The 15,952-nt window shown below is 63.8% G+C and carries 15 protein-coding genes; 10 read left to right on the top strand and 5 right to left on the bottom strand.

What is annotated here, in order from left to right:
- Positions 1-80 precede the first annotated feature (80 nt).
- Together GTP90_RS03150 and GTP90_RS03145 are read left to right on the top strand one after the other, a co-directional pair.
- Positions 81-2,906, top strand: a complete 2,826-nt coding sequence (locus tag GTP90_RS03150) for a M16 family metallopeptidase (protein ID WP_161082132.1) — start codon at positions 81-83, stop codon at positions 2,904-2,906.
- 54 nt (positions 2,907-2,960) lie between these two features.
- Positions 2,961-3,161: a hypothetical protein gene (locus tag GTP90_RS03145; RefSeq protein WP_161082131.1), complete on the top strand. Its 201-nt coding sequence runs from the start codon at positions 2,961-2,963 to the stop codon at positions 3,159-3,161.
- Between the two features lies 1 nt (position 3,162).
- On the opposite strand, the gene GTP90_RS03140 is transcribed toward GTP90_RS03145, so the two are convergent.
- The 3 genes from GTP90_RS03140 to GTP90_RS03130 all read right to left on the bottom strand — a co-directional run bounded on the left by GTP90_RS03140 (position 3,163) and on the right by GTP90_RS03130 (position 5,650).
- Positions 3,163-3,876: a hypothetical protein gene (locus GTP90_RS03140; RefSeq protein ID WP_161082130.1), complete on the bottom strand. Its 714-nt coding sequence runs from the start codon at positions 3,874-3,876 to the stop codon at positions 3,163-3,165.
- Positions 3,877-3,939: 63 nt separating this feature from the next.
- Entirely contained in the window at positions 3,940-5,253 is a 1,314-nt protein-coding gene (locus GTP90_RS03135) for an MFS transporter (protein ID WP_161082129.1), read from the bottom strand.
- 22 nt (positions 5,254-5,275) lie between these two features.
- The gene (locus GTP90_RS03130) at positions 5,276-5,650 is read right to left on the bottom strand and encodes a hypothetical protein (RefSeq protein ID WP_161082128.1); all 375 of its coding nucleotides are present in this window, start codon (positions 5,648-5,650) and stop codon (positions 5,276-5,278) included.
- A gap of 97 nt (positions 5,651-5,747) precedes the next feature.
- Between GTP90_RS03130 and GTP90_RS03125 the strand changes: the two genes are divergently transcribed.
- Positions 5,748-6,650 carry a LysR family transcriptional regulator gene (locus GTP90_RS03125; protein ID WP_161082127.1) on the top strand — a complete coding sequence of 301 codons (903 nt, stop codon included), beginning with the start codon at positions 5,748-5,750 and terminating at the stop codon, positions 6,648-6,650.
- A 41-nt stretch (positions 6,651-6,691) separates the two neighbouring features.
- Positions 6,692-7,072 carry a nuclear transport factor 2 family protein gene (locus GTP90_RS03120; RefSeq protein ID WP_161082126.1) on the top strand — a complete coding sequence of 127 codons (381 nt, stop codon included), beginning with the start codon at positions 6,692-6,694 and terminating at the stop codon, positions 7,070-7,072.
- Here the strand turns inward: GTP90_RS03120 and GTP90_RS03115 are convergent.
- Positions 7,057-7,449, bottom strand: a complete 393-nt coding sequence (locus GTP90_RS03115; protein WP_161082125.1) for a VOC family protein — start codon at positions 7,447-7,449, stop codon at positions 7,057-7,059. The genes GTP90_RS03120 and GTP90_RS03115 overlap by 16 nt on opposite strands.
- Positions 7,450-7,529: 80 nt before the next feature.
- Here GTP90_RS03115 and GTP90_RS03110 point away from each other — a divergent pair, with 80 nt between their 5' ends.
- From GTP90_RS03110 to GTP90_RS03100, 3 genes are read left to right on the top strand one after another with little or no spacing between them, the layout of a single operon-like run.
- Positions 7,530-8,963: a cytochrome P450 gene (locus tag GTP90_RS03110; RefSeq protein WP_161082124.1), complete on the top strand. Its 1,434-nt coding sequence runs from the start codon at positions 7,530-7,532 to the stop codon at positions 8,961-8,963.
- Positions 8,964-9,011: 48 nt separating this feature from the next.
- Positions 9,012-9,536, top strand: a complete 525-nt coding sequence (locus GTP90_RS03105) for an SRPBCC family protein (protein WP_161082123.1) — start codon at positions 9,012-9,014, stop codon at positions 9,534-9,536.
- Positions 9,537-9,554: 18 nt separating this feature from the next.
- The gene (locus tag GTP90_RS03100; protein ID WP_161082122.1) at positions 9,555-9,995 is read left to right on the top strand and encodes a hypothetical protein; all 441 of its coding nucleotides are present in this window, start codon (positions 9,555-9,557) and stop codon (positions 9,993-9,995) included.
- Here the strand turns inward: GTP90_RS03100 and GTP90_RS03095 are convergent.
- On the bottom strand, positions 9,992-11,011 hold the full coding sequence (locus GTP90_RS03095) for an AraC family transcriptional regulator (protein ID WP_161082121.1): 1,020 nt from the start codon (positions 11,009-11,011) through the stop codon (positions 9,992-9,994). The two genes, GTP90_RS03100 and GTP90_RS03095, sit on opposite strands and share 4 nt — an antisense overlap.
- A 122-nt stretch (positions 11,012-11,133) precedes the next feature.
- Between GTP90_RS03095 and GTP90_RS03090 the strand changes: the two genes are divergently transcribed.
- Genes GTP90_RS03090 through GTP90_RS03080 form a run of 3 tightly spaced genes read left to right on the top strand, consistent with a single transcriptional unit; the run spans position 11,134 to position 15,918 of the window.
- Positions 11,134-12,726, top strand: coding sequence for an FAD-binding oxidoreductase (locus tag GTP90_RS03090; RefSeq protein ID WP_161082120.1), 1,593 nt, complete (start codon positions 11,134-11,136; stop codon positions 12,724-12,726).
- Positions 12,723-14,324, top strand: a complete 1,602-nt coding sequence (locus tag GTP90_RS03085; protein WP_161082119.1) for a glycerol-3-phosphate dehydrogenase/oxidase — start codon at positions 12,723-12,725, stop codon at positions 14,322-14,324. Before GTP90_RS03090 ends, GTP90_RS03085 begins: the two co-directional genes overlap by 4 nt.
- A gap of 31 nt (positions 14,325-14,355) precedes the next feature.
- Complete coding sequence (locus tag GTP90_RS03080) at positions 14,356-15,918, top strand: FGGY-family carbohydrate kinase (protein WP_161082118.1); 1,563 nt, start codon at positions 14,356-14,358, stop codon at positions 15,916-15,918.
- The last annotated feature ends 34 nt before the right edge of the window (positions 15,919-15,952 follow it).

The raw sequence follows: 15,952 nt of genomic DNA, 5'->3' as shown, positions 1-15,952 counted from the left end.
TGGCAGGCGAGCAAGGATTCTAGCCCAAATTAAGAATTTCAGTGTATGGTGGCTTTTTTCTTCTTTTTTATGCAACGGGTATGAAGCTGATGACAATGCGTAGCGCCTCCGCCGCCGTTCTTCTGGCGTGTTCCTTCATGGCGCAAGCCGACAATCAGCCGCCGCTGAAATTGACCGACCCGATACCGGTCGGCCCGCAGGTCAAGGTGGGCCAGCTGGCTAACGGCTTGACCTATTATGTGCAGAAAAATACCCGTCCCGAGAAAAAGCTGGAGCTGCGGCTGGTGGTGAAGGCCGGCTCGATACTGGAGGACGAGGACCAGCAAGGCCTGGCGCACTTCACCGAGCACATGGCCTTCAACGGTTCCACGCACTTCAAGCGCAACGAGCTGGTGTCCTATCTGCAGTCGATAGGCGTGAAGTTCGGCGCCGACCTGAATGCCTACACCAGCTTCAACGAAACCGTCTACATCCTGCCGCTGCCGACCGATAAGCCGGAGGTGGTGAAGCAGGGCTTCCAGGTGCTGGAGGATTGGGCGCATGGCCTGTCGTTCAACGACGCCGACATCGACAGCGAGCGCGGTATCGTGCTCGAGGAACTGCGCATGGGCAAAGGCGTGGACGACCGCATGAACAAGGTGCTGCTGCCCAAGGTGCTGAACGGGTCGCGCTATGCGCAGCGCATGCCGATCGGTAAAGAGGACATCCTCAAGACCTTTAAGTACGACGCCGTCAAGCGCTTCTACCGCGACTGGTATCGTCCCGACCTGATGGCGGTGGTGGTGGTCGGCGATATCGAGCCGGCGGAAGCCGAGAAGCTGGTGACGCAGCATTTCAGCGGCCTGAAAAATCCGCAGAACGAGCGTCCGCGCGAATATGCCAAGATCCCGGAGCGCGCGGAATCCGAAGGCGTGGTGTTTACGGACAAGGAGATCGGCGCCAATACGGTCTATATCCGCTACCCGGTCCAGGCGTGGACGCCCGGTTCCACCATCGCCGACTATCGCCAGAAGCTGATCGAGAGCATGTACAGCTTTATCCTCAGCCAGCGCATGCACGAGTTGACGCAGCAAGCCAACCCGCCGTTCCTGCAAGGCGGCAGCGGCATGAACGCCGTGATGCGGGGCTACCGTTCGTTCGGCGCGGGCGCGGTGCTGGGCAAGGGCGGAGCGACGCCCGCCATCAACGCCCTGGTGCAGGAAGACCAGCGCGCGCGCCAGTACGGCTTCACCGCTTCGGAAGTGGAGCGCGCCAAGAAGGGCATGTTGCGCAGCTATGAGCGCATGTACAACGAGCGCGATAAATCCGATTCGGCCGGCTATGCGGCGGAGTACATCCGCAACTTCCTCGACAAGGAATCGATCCCCGGCGTGGCGATGGAGTACCGCTACGCCAATGAGCTGATACCGGGCATCGCGCTGTCGGAGGTGAATGCCGCCGTGCGCGCGGCCATTCCCGACAACCAGAACAAGCTGGTGATCTACACCGGCACCGAGGCGGCCGGCGTGCCGGCGCCGAAGGCTGACGAGTTGCTGGCCACCGCCAGCGCGGCCGAGAAGATCGGCGTCAAGGCGCAGGAAGAGAAGGTCTACGCCAGCCAGTTGATGGCGGTGCCGCCCAAGGCCGGCAGTATCGTCAGCGAGACCGTCAACGCCAAGCTGGGATTGACGGAGCTCGAATTGAGCAATGGCGTCAAGGTGGTGCTCAAGCCCACCGACTTCAATAACGACCAGGTGATACTGGCCGGCCTGCGTTACGGCGGCTGGTCGCTGTTCGCCGACCAGGACCTGTTCAACGCGCGCTACGCCAGCAATATCGTCCACCAGATGGGCGTGCGCGATTACACGCCGGGCGATCTGGTGAAGGTATTGGCCGGAAAGTCGGCGGGTGCCAACGCCAGCGTCAGTTCGATCAACGAGACGGTCGGCGGCGCATCGGGCAGCGGCGACGTGGAAACCATGCTGCAGCTGGTGTACTTGAACATGACGCAGCCGCGCAAGGATCCCGCCATCTACAGCGCCTACGTCGATCGCCAGCGCGAACTGGCGAAGAATAATCTGGCGCGGCCGGAATCGGTCTTCAGCGACGCCATCACGGCGACACTGTACAACAACAACCCGCGCGTGCAGCGTGCGCCGAAGCCGGGCGACTTCGACCAGCTGGGCCTGGACCGGGTGGTGGATCTTTATAACAGCCGCATGGCCAGCGCCAAGGGCTTTACCTTCTTCGTGACGGGCAGCTTCGACGTGGAGAAGATCAAGCCGTTGATCGCGACCTATCTGGCCAGCCTGCCGGTGGGCGAGATTCCGGTGGCGTTCAAGGATGAAGGTGTGCGGCCGGTGCGCGGCGTGGTGAAGAAGGAGGTCTATGCCGGGACTGAACCCAAGAGCACGATCTCGCTGTCCTTCACCGGCGATGCGCAGTACTCGGCGCAGGAGCGCATGCGCATGCAGGCGCTGATCGAGGTGCTCAACATCAAACTGATCGAGGTGCTGCGCGAGAAGATGGGCGCGATATACAGCGGCGGCGTGCGTGGCAACATGGAGCGCATCCCTTACCAGAATTACTCGATCACGGCCAACCTGCCATGCGCGCCGGAGAATGTGGACAAGGTGCTGGCGGCGACCTTCGCGGAGATCGACAAGATCAAGGAGAACGGCGCGGAGGATGCGGACCTGGCCAAGGTAAAGGCTTCGTGGATCACCAACTATCGCCGGGGCATGCGCGAGAACGGTTATTGGATGGGGGTGTTGATGAATGCCTTCTTCAACAAGACCGATCCGGAAGAGGTGCTGACCTACGAATCGCGCGTGGGCGCGTTGACGGCGGCGGAGTTGAAGGACACCGCGCGGCGCTACTTCGACATGAACAATTATGTGCAGGTGGTGCTGTATCCGGCGAAGTAAGCGGGCCGCCTGTTACACTGGCGGCTTGTATTCATCACGATGTAGAGAACTATCATGGCAAAGAAAAAAGAAGAGCTGGATCCGGAAGCCCTGGAGCTGATCAACTGGTGTATCGAAGTGGAGGGCTTCCTGGTGAAGGGCGGCGCCACGCAGGAGGAGGCGCAGGAGCATATCGAAGAGCAGGTCGAGTGGTTCACCGACCAGTTCTACGACGGCCTGACGCCCGAGGAAGCGGCGAAGGAAGCGCTGGCCTGATTCATTTTTGCAGGAGAGGGGAGAGCGCCAGCGACACACCGTCGGCCATCTCCCGGCTCTCGGTGAAAAGATCGGTTCGTACTTCGTTGCGGTTGGTGTGGAGATTGAGTTTGTATGGCAGCGACACGCCGCCATGTGTGCTCATGACGAATTCGCCGCTGCTGGCGAACATGCGCAGGCCGACGGACAAGCCCAGTGTTGTGCCGTCGTGGTGGAACGAGCTGTCGCCGGCTCCGCTGACATTGCTGCGGCGTTGCTGGCCATCCCATACCGCTGAGGCGCCGGATAATTCGGCCGGTCGAAGTACCAAATGTGGCCGCATGACCAGCGTGGCCTTGGTTTCGCTGCTTACCCGCTGTACCAGATGGCCGAGCGCCTGTACGAACTGAGGACGGCGCAGCTCTCCTGTCGCACCATCGTAGATCCCGCCAACTTCCGCAATCTCTTGAGCCCAAATGGTGTCGTAACTGGTTTGGTCCAGGATCGCGACCCTATACCCTGCGGCGCTCAGCTGTCGATGAAGTTCTTCCTTCAATATACCGACGCCGGCTTGCATGTCCTCCGTCTCCGTTTCAGGCGGCAGCATCAAAATCAACGCGCCCGCTTCTGGATGACGAAACGCTGGCGCTACCTGATTATCAGATGGGAGTTTGGGAGACATGGGAGCGCAAGCCGCAAACAGCAACGGCAGGAGAAGCGGAATCAGTTTTTTCATCAGTCAGGATAGAGATCGAGGTTATGACAACGCTGGATTTTACGGGATGCGTGGTCGTTCTCGCTAATTCTCGGCTGAACACCTGCGCATTAGCAGCGTCAGCACGCCGGAGACCAGGACGCAAGCGGCCAGGAATTGCACGCCATCCGCCGCCGAATGACTGCGCTGCGTCAGCCATCCCACGATGAGGGGACTGACAAACCCCGACAGGTTCCCCATGGAGTTGATGACCGCAATTCCGGAGGCTGCCGCGACGCCGCGCAGCATCATTGTTGGCAAGTTCCAGAACAGCGGTAGCGCGGAGAGGATGCCGACGGTCGCGAGCGAGAGCGCGGCCAACGACAGCGCCAGGGTTCCGGCCCAGTAGGTGCTGGCCAGCAGCCCCGCGCCGGCGGCGAAGGCGCCCAGCGCGACGTGCGATTTCCAGGCGCGCTTGCGGTCGGCGCTGAAGGCGACGAAATTCATCACGACGCCTGCGCAGATATACGGGATTGCGCTGAGCATGCCGATTTGTTCCGCCGAGCTCACGCCGGACTCCCGGATAATGGTGGGCAGCCAAAAGCCGATTCCGTAGAGGCCTGCCAACAGCAGGAAATACACCAGGGAAGATAAGACGATCACGTTGACCGACGAGCGCGGCGTGACGGCGGCGCGCGCCTGCTCGTCCCGGTCGAGCGCCTCGCGCAACACCTTCTTTTCGCTGGCCAGCAGCCACTGCGCACTTTCGATGCCGTCATCCAGATAGCGCAGTACAACCAAGCCCATCAAGGCGGAGGGGAGTCCTTCCAGCAGGAATAGCCATTGCCAGCCAGCCAAGCCGTGGCTGCCGCCGAAGGCGGTCATGATCCATCCCGAGATCGGCCCGCCGACGACGCCCGAAGCGGCCGTGGCGGTCATGAACAAGGTCGTCATGCGGCCTCGCCGGGCTGATGGGAACCAGAGGGTGAGGTAGAGAATGATCCCAGGGAAAAAGCCTGCTTCCGCCACGCCGAGCAGGAACCGCATGATGTAGAAGCTGGTCGTGCCGGTAACCAGCATGGTTGCCGCCGACACCAGGCCCCAGCTGATCATGATCCGCGCAATCCAGCGCCGGGCGCCGATCCGGTGCAGCATGATGTTGCTGGGTACTTCGAACAAGAAATAGCCGAGGAAGAATATGCCTGCTCCCAGGCCATAGGCGGACTCGCTGAAGCCCAGGTCCTGGCCCATCTGAAGCTTGGCCAGGCCGACGTTGATGCGATCCAGATAGGCAAGCAGCTGGCAAACGAGGAGCAGGGGCATGATGCGCCAGGCGACCTTCTTGTAAATCGTATTTTGAGCTGTCTCATCCACTATTCGGGCTTGGATCGTGGATGGGACGCGGATAGTGTTGTTCATGGCGTCTCCAAATTATTTGTTTTTATCGTGACTGGGATTTGATATAGCCTTCCGTGCCCACGTGGCGGAAGAAAACACAGCATTGCCAGTCGCAGGCCAGCTGTTGGCTTTCGATAAATTGATGCAGGCGCGACCGGATTAAGTCGGCCATGGCGCGCTGCATGGTTTGCGGCCGGTCTTGTGTCGTGGTCAGCGTCGCCACGATAAATTGGGCGTCCTCGTCGCCGCCGGCCAGGGCGGCGTCCTGAACGACGACACGACTTTTCATGTCCTCCAGCCTGGCAAATCCCAGGTGGGAAAACTCGCTGTGAATATCCCCGAGCACAGGCAGCAGGCTTTTCGCCCCGCCTGGCTGAGGTAGAAGTTCGCGGGTCACTTCGATGGCCAGATGCGGCATCGGTTCGCTCCTTTTGGTAGCTGGAAAGTGCGAATTATCATGAATGGCCGAGCTCGCGTAAAATGATATTTCGAGGCGTAATACATAAGGAGAATTTATGAGAGCTCAGCTGGCGGACCTGAGGTTGTTGCGCAGCTTTGTCATGGTGGCCCGTCTGGGCGCGGTAACCAAAGCCGCGACCGCGCTCAACTTGACGCAGCCGGCCCTGTCGCAGCACTTGCGAGAGCTCAACCAGATAACCGGTACGGCCTTATTCGAGAAGCACGGCAGGGGAATTATCTTGACCTCTGCCGGAAGCCTGTTGCTTGAGGAGGTGGGGCCGTTGCTGGAGCAGCTGGATTTGAGTCTGCAAACGATACAAGCGCGAGGCGAGCAGGTGCGGGGCACACTACGAATCGGGGCGATCGCCAGCTATTCGAGGACGCTGGTCATGCCTACCGTCGCCGGGATGCTCTCTGTTTTTCCAGAACTGTTTGTCACGGCGGTCGAGCTGACCGGTGCGGAGATCGACCGCGCGCTGTTGGAGGGCGATATTGACGTCGGGATTTCATTCTCCAAGACCTCGGCCGCAGGGATAGACCAGCGATTATTGTTCGAGGAACGGCTGGTTTTAGCCAGCGCCGCCTTGTCGGATGACGAGATAGATTTGGGGGCGCTTTCCTCCTATCCTCTTGCATTGCTCAACTCGCAGTTCGCCATGCGGCGCCAGATAGATCTTTCGTTGGCGAGCCATGGCGTGGTACCCGACTTGCGAGTCGAGGTCGACGATGTCGATGCGCTGTTGCGCCTGGCGGCCATCGGTCCTGTCTCCACCATCGTCGGCGAACTGGCCGCGAGAACCGCATCTGGCGTGAGCATCGCGCAGATTAACGATAGGGGATTGGTCAGGTCGGCTGCCTTTCGGTGGCGCAAAGGCCGAATGCTCAAAGGTGCGATGGGAGAATTTTTTGATCGGCTGATCTCGGAAATTCGTTCTCGCGGCCTCGCCGCGCAGGTATGATGGGCAGTCCATCACCAGGCGCAGCTTCGAGGGATTAACTTATGCTGATCGATGCGATACTCCGCGAACTCAGTGCCCGCGAGCCGATCTTCCATCGACGGGAGTTTGGCACCAGCCGCGAGGACCTTCTCAATATGACGGCAGATGACTTCTGGGAGATCGGCGCAAGCGGCGCGGTTTATGATCGTGGCTATGTGATCGAAACGCTTCTGGAACGCTATCAATCCCCGGAGCCTGACGATCTGGTTTGCTCGGACTTCACGATCCGCCAGCTTGCGCAGGACCTGTATCAGCTCAACTACGTCCTGCAACAGCCGAACCGGCGCACACGCAGAACGACGCTCTGGCGGAAAACAAACGAGGCGTGGCAGATCGTCTTCCACCAAGGTACCGTGATCAGCGAGCCTTATCCTGCATCGTGACAGACCACGCATAGCTTGTTCCCCTCCGGATCGCGGAAGTAGGCGCCGTAGTAGTTGGCGTGGTAATGCGGCCGCAGCGCGGGCGGGCCTTCGCATCGGCCGCCGTGCGCCATGGCCGAGGCGTGCGCGCGGTCGACCGCCTCGCGCGTCGGCGCCATCAAGGCCATCATCTGGCCGTTGCCGCAGCTGGCCGGCTGGCCGTCGTACGGTTTGCCGATGATGAACAAGGGCCGTCCACCCTCGGCCGGCTGCCAGGCCGCCCACGGCTTGGCCGCGTCGCTGAAGCGCAGGCGCACGCCCAGGTCCGCCATCACCGCGCTGTAGAAGGCGAACGCCGGTTCGAAGTCGTTAATCCCCACATAAACATGCGATAGCATCTGTTTCCCCGAATGAGTGAGTATATCGTCAACATTTCAGGGTATAGTGTACGCGGAGATGAATTCAAATGGGGAACACCATGGAACTGACGTCCGTCGCGCCGCCCGAGCTGCGCAGCATCGCCGATTTGCCCGGCCCGAAAGGGCGGCCACTGATGGGGAATGTCCGCGACATCAATCGCCGGCCGCTGCATCAGGCGCTTGAGGACTGGAGCCGCCAGTTCGGCACCATGTACCGCTTCCGCGTCATGCGCAAGACCATCCTGGCGACGTCGGACCGCGACCTGATCGCCAGCCTGCTGCGCGACCGGCCCGACGCGGTGCGCCGCTCCAGCCGCACGGCCGACATGCTCAACGAGGTCGGCACGCGCGGCCTGTTCACGGCGGAGGGCGAGGACTGGCGGCGCCAGCGCAAGCTGGTGATGCGGGCGCTGACGCCGGAGGTGATCCATAATTTTTTCCCGACGCTGACCGCGCTGACCGAACGCCTGCACCAGCGCTGGGAAGCGGCCATCGCCGCCGGCAAGCCGGTCGACGTGCTGCGCGACCTGAAGGCCTACACGCTGGACGTGACCATCGGCCTGGCGATGGGCCAGGATATCAATACGCTGGAGCTGGAGGAGCATCCGCTGCAGCGCGATATCGAGTTCCTGTTCCATATAGTGGCCAAGCGCCTGACATCGCCGTTCGCCTACTGGCGCGTGTCGATGCTCAAGCGCGCCGACGACCATGAGGCCATCGCCGCCGCCGGGCGCATCCAGCGTGCCATCTTTGGCTTCATCGCGGAGGTGCGCAAGCGCATCGCGCTCAATCCGGCGTTGCGGCAGAAGCCCTCCAATATGCTGGAGGCGCTGATCGTGGCGCGCGACGAGCCGGATTCCGGCCTGACCGACGAGGCGGTGGTCGGCAACGCCATCACCATGGTGTTCGCCGGCGAGGACACCACGTCGAACACCACGGCCTGGCTGATCGATTTCTTGTCCACCCATCCGCAGGCCGCGCAGCGCATGGCGGCGGAGACCGAACAGGTCCTGGGCGCGCAGGCCGTGCTGGACGACTACCATCTGCTGGACCGCCTGAAGTACATCGACGCCGCCACGCGCGAGGCGATGCGCCTGAAGCCGGTGGCGCCCATCATGGCGGCGCAGCCGACCGAGGATATGGTGGTCGGCGATCTGTGGGTGCCGGCCGGCACGGTGATTTTCCTGCTGCTGCGCCAGTCGTCGGAGCGCGATTGCGAGCTGGCGCAGCCGGAGAGCTTCCAGCCGGAGCGCTGGCTGGAGGGCGCCAACGGCAGCGGCGACGATCCCGCGCGCAAGCTGTTCCCCTTTGGCGGCGGGCCGCGTTTCTGTCCCGGCCGATATCTGGCGATGGCCGAGATCAAGATGGCGATGTCCATGCTGGTCAAGAATTTCGCCATCGAGCGCATGCCGGGCGCGGCGCCGGTCGAGGAGCGCTTCACCTTCACGATGACGCCAAGTTCGTTGCCGGTGCGACTGATCAAAAAAACATGATAGGCTAGTCGCGCAGCTTAAGTGTGCATCCCAAAACAAGGAGAAATCATGCTGAAGAAGATCGCCATCGGTGTCGTCGTTCTGGTATTGATTGTGCTGGGACTGGCGGCGATGCAGCCGGACAGCTACCGCGTGCAGCGTACCATCGCCATCAAGGCGCCGCCGGAAAAGATCCTGCCGCTGATCAGCGACTTCCACAACTGGACCGCGTGGTCGCCTTGGGAGAAGCTGGATCCTGCCATGAAGCGCACTTTCAGCGGTTCGCCGAAGGACCTGGGCGCGGTCTACGCGTGGGAGGGCGACGACAAGGTGGGCGCCGGGCGCATGGAGATCACCGGCCTGACGCCGGCCAAGGTGGACATCAAGCTTGATTTCCTGCGGCCGTTCGAGTCGCACTGCCTGACCGAGTTCGCACTGGAGAACAAGGGCGAGCTGACCACCGTGAGCTGGACCATGTCCGGCCCGAGCGCCTTCCTCACCAAGTTGATGGGACTGATGGTCAGCATGGACAAAATGATAGGCAAGGACTTCGAAGCCGGCCTGGCCAACATGAAGGCGGTGGCGGAAAAATAGCGTGAGCGGAGGTGGGCCATGAACAAGCGTCTGAGGCGGGTGGGGGCGGTGCTGGCGATGGTGTCGATGGCACAGGCAGGCGCCGTGGGAAAGGCGCCGCTGCGGCAAAGCCATCCTGTGATCGGCACGTGGCAGATCACCATACCCGATGGCTCATGCAGCGAGACCTACCGCATCCGCGCCGACGGCACCACGCTGGTGTTCAGCAATGAGGAGGTGGCGGAGTCCACCTTCGCCATCAGCGACCGGCCGGACAAGGAGGGCTTCTACAAGGAGGTCGATACCATCGTCAAGGACAACGGCAAGCGCGATTGCCTGGGCGATGTGACGAAGGTCGGGCGCTCCGTCACCAGCTATCTGCTGTTCCATCCCAGCGGCGACATGTTCCTGATGTGCGTGGAGCGGCGCACAGACAAGTGCATCGGCCCCTTCATCCGCATCAAGGGCGAGCCAATCTAGGCCCGGTAGGCGCCGGGATTGACGCCCGCCCATTCCTTGAACGCGTGATTGAACGCGCTCTGTTCCTGGTAGCCCAGCAGGAAGGCGATGTCCACCAGGCTCAGTTCCGGCTGGCGCAGGTAGTCCTTGGCCAGCGCGAAGCGGGCCTGGTCCAGTATCTGCTGGAAGGTCGCGCCGGCCTCGCTCAACTTGCGTTGCAGCGTGCGTGGCGACAGCTTCAATTCTTCGGCGATGGAGGCCAGCCGCACCTGCCCGTGCGCGAGGTTGCGGACGATGGCCGCGTGTACCTGCTGGGCGATCGAGTTGTCGGGCTGCGCGCGCTGGCGCAGCAGTTGTTCGGCGTGCTGCTGCAGCACCGGGTAGAGGCTGACGTCGGCGTTCGGCACCGGGTAGGCCAGCAGCGCGGCGTCGAAGCTGGCGACGTTGGCTGCCGCGCCGAAGATGGGCATGGCGCCCAGCACGCGCACATATTCGTCGCGGGCCTCGGGCGCGCCGCCGTCGTGCATGAGCGTCAGCCGCGCGGCCGGCAGCGTGGTCCCGGCCAGCCAGTTGCCGAACACGCGGATGCCGGCGAACACGCTGTCGGCCAGGTGGCGCTGGGCCGGGCCGTAGTTGCTGTGCCACGTGTAGTGCGCCACGCCGCCGGCCACCGTCAGCGTGGAGCGGCCAAGGTCGTGCGCCAGCTGCTCGTAGCGCATGGTCTGGTCGAAGGCCTGGCCGAAGTCGCGGCAGCTCAGGAGTATCAAGCCATACACGCTGTAGGTGCCCAGCTTGACCCGTTCTCCCACGTGCAGGCCGAAATGCGGATCGGCCGCCAGGCCGGCGCCAATGTCGAGCAGGCGCACGTAGTCGTCGGCGGGCAGCGATTCGGGCAGCGGCCGCAGGGCGCCGGGGGCCATGCCGGCGGCGCTTTCCAGCGCAGCGGCCGTGACGCCGCGTGCGGCCGCCGCTTCGAGCAGGGGCTGCAAATAGGAGCCGGCTACGCGGCGCGACAGGTCAGCGTGCGGGCTTGGCATGATCGAACAAGGCGTGTGTCATGAAAGCGCAATACCAGGTCGGTTCCTTATCTTATTCTGTTGTCATTCAAACTCGGTGCGCGCCAGTATAGCAAGCGCTCCGCTACGCAGACAGGAAAACAATGAGACGCTGGAACGGTTGGGGTGACGATACGATGGAGTTTGCGCTGAACGAGGATGCGCTGGGCTTTCTGGCGCAGCGCATCGGCGCCGGCTCGCCGGTGGCGGATGCGTCGTTCGAGCAGGCTTGCGCGCGGATCGCGCCATCGCGGCTGCCGCCGCATGCCTTGATCGATACGTCGGTCGAGGTCCGGTTGCGCAATGCGCTGGGCCAGAGCCTGCCGGACTGGCTGCGCCTGCGCTATGGCGTGATCGAGACGGCGCCGGATGGTGTGGCCTATCCGGAGAGCCCGGAGCAGGTGCGGGTGCTGATCGATTATGCGCAGCAGTTTGGCGTGGCCTTGATCCCGCAGGGCGGCGGCACCAGCGTGGCCGGGCATCTGACGGCGCCCGCTGGCGCGCAGCCGGTGCTGGCGGTGAACCTGACGCGCATGCGCCAGCTGTACTTCCTGGATACCGAGTCGCAGCTGGCGACCTTTGGCGCCGGCGTGTTCGGGCCGGACCTGGAGGCGCAACTGCGCGCGCGCGGCTACACGCTGGGCCATTTCCCGCAGTCGTTCGAGTATTCGACGCTGGGCGGCTGGGTGGTGACGCGGTCGTCCGGCCAGCAATCGCTGCGCTACGGCCGCATCGAGCAGCTGTTCAGGGGCGGCAAGGTGGAGACGCCGGCCGGCACGCTGGATATTCCCACCTTCCCGGCGTCGGCGGCGGGCACGGACCTGCGCGAGATGGTGCTGGGTTCGGAGGGCCGCCTGGGCATCCTGACCGAGGCCACCGTGCGCGTGACGCCGCTGCCGGAGTATGAGGCGTTTCATGCCGTATTCTTCCCGGGCTGGGAGGCGGCGGAAGCGGCGGTGCGGCAGGTGGTGCAGGGCGGCTTGTCGTTGTCGATGCTGCGCTTGTCCAATCCGCTGGAGACGACCACCATGCTGGCGCTGGCCGGCCACAAGAAGCTGATCTCCGCGCTGGAGCGTTATCTGTCCTGGCGCGGCTGCAAGGAAGGCAAATGCATGCTGATGATAGGCGTGAGCGGACGCAAGGCCGCAGCCAAGGCGGCGCTGCGCGATGCGCTGGCGCTGGCCGCGCCGCACGGCGGCGTGCATATCGGCCGCAAGATGGGCGACAAGTGGAAGCAGAACCGCTTCCGCAATGTCTACCTGCGCAACACGGCCTGGCAGCACGGCTACGCGATCGATACGGTGGAGACGGCGGTGGACTGGCCGCGCGTCGGCGCCATGATGGGCGCGGTGGAGGCGGCTGCGGCCGACGCGCTGGCGCAGCACGGCGAGCAGGTACACGCCTATACGCACCTGTCGCACCTGTACGCGCAGGGAGCCAGCGTTTATACGACGTTTGTGTACCGGCTGGCTGGCAATTATGAGCAAGACCTGGCGCGCTGGCGCACGCTCAAGCATGCGGTCAGCATGGCGATCGTCGAGAATGGCGGCACCATCAGCCATCAGCATGGAGTGGGCAGCGACCACGCGCCGTATCTGGTGGCGGAGAAGGGCGAACTGGGGCTGTCGGCGATGCAGGCGCTGTTTGCGCACTTCGACCCGAAGCAGATCATGAATCCCCGGAAGCTGCTGCCATGACGGCGCTGTGGCGCAGCGGCGGGCGTGCCGGCCTACGGGAGGTGTTGGCGCGCGAGTGGGATCTGATCGTGGTCGGTGGCGGCATTACCGGGGCGGGCATCCTGCTGGAGGCCTCGCGGCGCGGATTGAAGGCGCTGCTGGTGGAACAACGGGATTTTGCCTGGGGTACGTCGAGCCGGTCGTCAAAGCTGGTGCATGGCGGCTTGCGGTATCTGAAGGAAGGCCAGTTCGCGTTGACGCGCGAGTCGGTGCATGAGCGGCAGCACTTGCTGCAACAGGCGGAGGGGCTGGTGGAGCCGCAGAGTTTTGCGTTCGGCGAGTTTGAGGGACGCAAGCCGGGCAAGCGCATGTTCCTGCTTGGGCTGGCGATCTACGACCGGATGGCGGGGCAGAAGGCGCGCCATTACCACAGCCTGGACGAGTTCAAGGCGCTGGCGCCGAACGTGTCGACCGCTGGCCTGAAGGGCGGCATGGTCTATACCGACGCCAAGACGGACGATGCGCGACTGGTCATGCGCGTATTGCAGGAGGCGCAGCGGCATGGCGGCGTGGCGGTCAACTACATGGCGGTGGAGTCGCTGCTGCGAGCCGACGGCGGCGTGCGCGGTGTGCGGCTGCGCGATGGCCTGAGCGGCGCGCGGCACGAGGTGCGCGCGCGGCTGGTGATCAGCGCGACGGGCGCCTGGGCGGACGGCTTGCGCATGCAGGGCGATGCTGCGGCGGGCGGCGCCAAGCCCCGGCTGCGGCCTTTGCGCGGCAGTCATCTGGTGCTGCCGGCCTGGCGCTTGCCGTTGGCGCAGGCGATCAGCTTGATGCATCCACAGGATGGCCGTCCGGTGTTCGCCTTCCCATGGGAGGGCGTGACGCTGGTCGGCACGACGGACGTCGATCACAAGGGCGATTTGTCGAACGAGGCGGCCATCACGCGCGCTGAAGTCGATTACCTGATGGCGGCTTTGCACGACCAGTTCCCGCAGCTGGATTTGCAGGAGCGCGACGTGATCGCCAGCTATGCGGGCGTGCGTCCGGTGATCGACAGCGGCAAGGCCGATCCGTCGAAGGAAGGGCGCGACCATGCACTGTGGCTGGAGGACGGGCTGTTGACGGTCACCGGCGGCAAGCTGACCACCTTCCGCGTGATCGCGCTCGACGCACTGAAGTTGGCGGCCACGCTGCTGCCGGACTGGCGCGACAAGCTGGAACCGCAACCGGTGTTCGGCACGGCCGCGACGCCCGTCCTGCGCCATCAACGTCTGCTGCCGGCGGGCCAGGCACGGCGCCTGCAAGGGCGGTACGGCGCCATGGCGCAGCAGCTGGTGGCCGCCGCGCAGCCGGGCGAACTGGCGCTGATCGCGGGCACGGAAACGATCTGGGCGCAGCTGCGCTGGGCGGCGCGCTGCGAGTCGGTGCAGAAGCTGGAAGACCTGCTGCTGCGCCGCAGCCGCATCGGCATCCAGCTGCGCGGCGGCGGCGTGGAGATACTCGGCCGCGTGCGCGCGATCTGCCAGCCGGAGCTGGGCTGGAGCGACGAACGCTGGGATGCCGAGCAGGCCGCGTATCTGGCATTATGGAATACCCATTACAGTTTACCCGCATAAGTACGGGCAGACATCACGAGACTAGAGCGACATGGCCGATCAATACCTACTTTCCATCGACAACGGCACCCAGAGCGTGCGCGCACTGCTGTTCGATTTGAACGGCAACCTGGCCGCCAAGGCGCAGGTACATTTGCAGGCCTACTTCTCCGACCATCCCGGCTGGGCGGAGCATGACACGGACGGCTACTGGAAGGCGGTCGGCCAGGCGTGCCAGCAGCTGTGGGCCTCCACCGACATTCCCCGTTCATCCGTCAAGGGCGTGGCGGTGACGACGCAGCGCGGCACGGTGGTCAACCTTGACCGCGACGGCAAGGTGCTGCGGCCGGCGATCACCTGGCTGGACCAGCGCCGCGTGGGCAAGCAGAAGCCGCTGAGTTTTTTGTGGCGCACGGCGTTCAAGCTGGCGCGCGTGTCCGGCACCATCGAATACTTCCGGCGCGAGGCGGAGATCAACTGGATCGCCGAGTATCAGCCGGACATCTGGGCCAGGACGGACAAGTACGTGCTGCTGTCGGGGTTCCTGAATTTCCGCTTGTGCGGACGGCATGTCGATTCCATCGGTTCGCAGGTGGCTTACCTGCCGTTCGACTACAAGCGCCACAAGTGGGCCAGTGCGCGCGACTGGAAATGGGAGGCGCTGGCTGTGCGGCCGGAGATGCTGCCGGAGCTGGTTGCGCCGGGCACGGTGATCGGCGCGATCACCGCGGCCGCCGCCGAGGCGACCGGCATCCCGGAAGGCACGCCGCTGGTGGCCGCCGCCGCCGACAAGGCTTGCGAGGTGATCGGGGCGGGCGCGCTGGAACCGCATATCGCTTGCCTGAGCTACGGCACCACGGCGACCATCAACACCACCACCAAAAAATATGTCGAGGTCACGCCCTTGATACCGCCTTATCCGGCGGCCATTCCGGGCGCGTACAGCACGGAGGTGCAGATCTTCCGGGGCTACTGGATGGTGAACTGGTTCAAGGAGCAGTTCGGGCACTTCGAACGGATGGCCGGCGCGGAGCAGGGTACCTCGCCCGAGGCGATGTTCGATCTGTTGGTGAACGAGGTGCCGCCCGGTTCGATGGGGCTGATGCTGCAGCCTTACTGGAGCCCGGGCATCAAGACGCCGGGGCCGGAGGCCAAGGGGGCGATGATCGGCTTCGGCGACGTTCACACGCGCGCCCATATGTACCGGGCGATCCTCGAAGGCCTGGCCTATGCGCTGCGCGAGGGGCGGGAGCGCATCGAGAAGCGCGGTGGTGTGCCGGTGACGGAGCTGCGCGTGGCGGGCGGCGGTTCGCAGAGCGACGCGGCGATGCAGCTGACGGCCGATATCTTCGGCCTTCCCGCGGCGCGCGCGCATGTGTACGAGACGTCGGGACTGGGCGCGGCCATCGCGGTGGCGGCGGGGCTGGGGCTGCACAAGGATTTCGACACCGCGACGCGCGCGATGACGCGGCCCGGCCGGGTGTTCCATCCGATCGAGGCGAACCGGCAGATCTACGACAAGCTGTATCGGCGCGTGTACCTGAACATGTACAAGCAATTGCAGCCCATGTATCAGGAGATCGCCGACATCACCGGCTATCCGGAACAGCTGTGACGGCGCACTATGGCATTCGTATATGAGCAGCTCC

It is taken from the genome of Duganella vulcania (assembly GCF_009857655.1).
GTDB classification, from domain to species: Bacteria; Pseudomonadota; Gammaproteobacteria; order Burkholderiales; family Burkholderiaceae_D; genus Rugamonas; species Rugamonas vulcania.
Note: the sequence above shows the minus strand (reverse complement) of the source record. Positions and strands in the feature narration are given on the sequence as shown.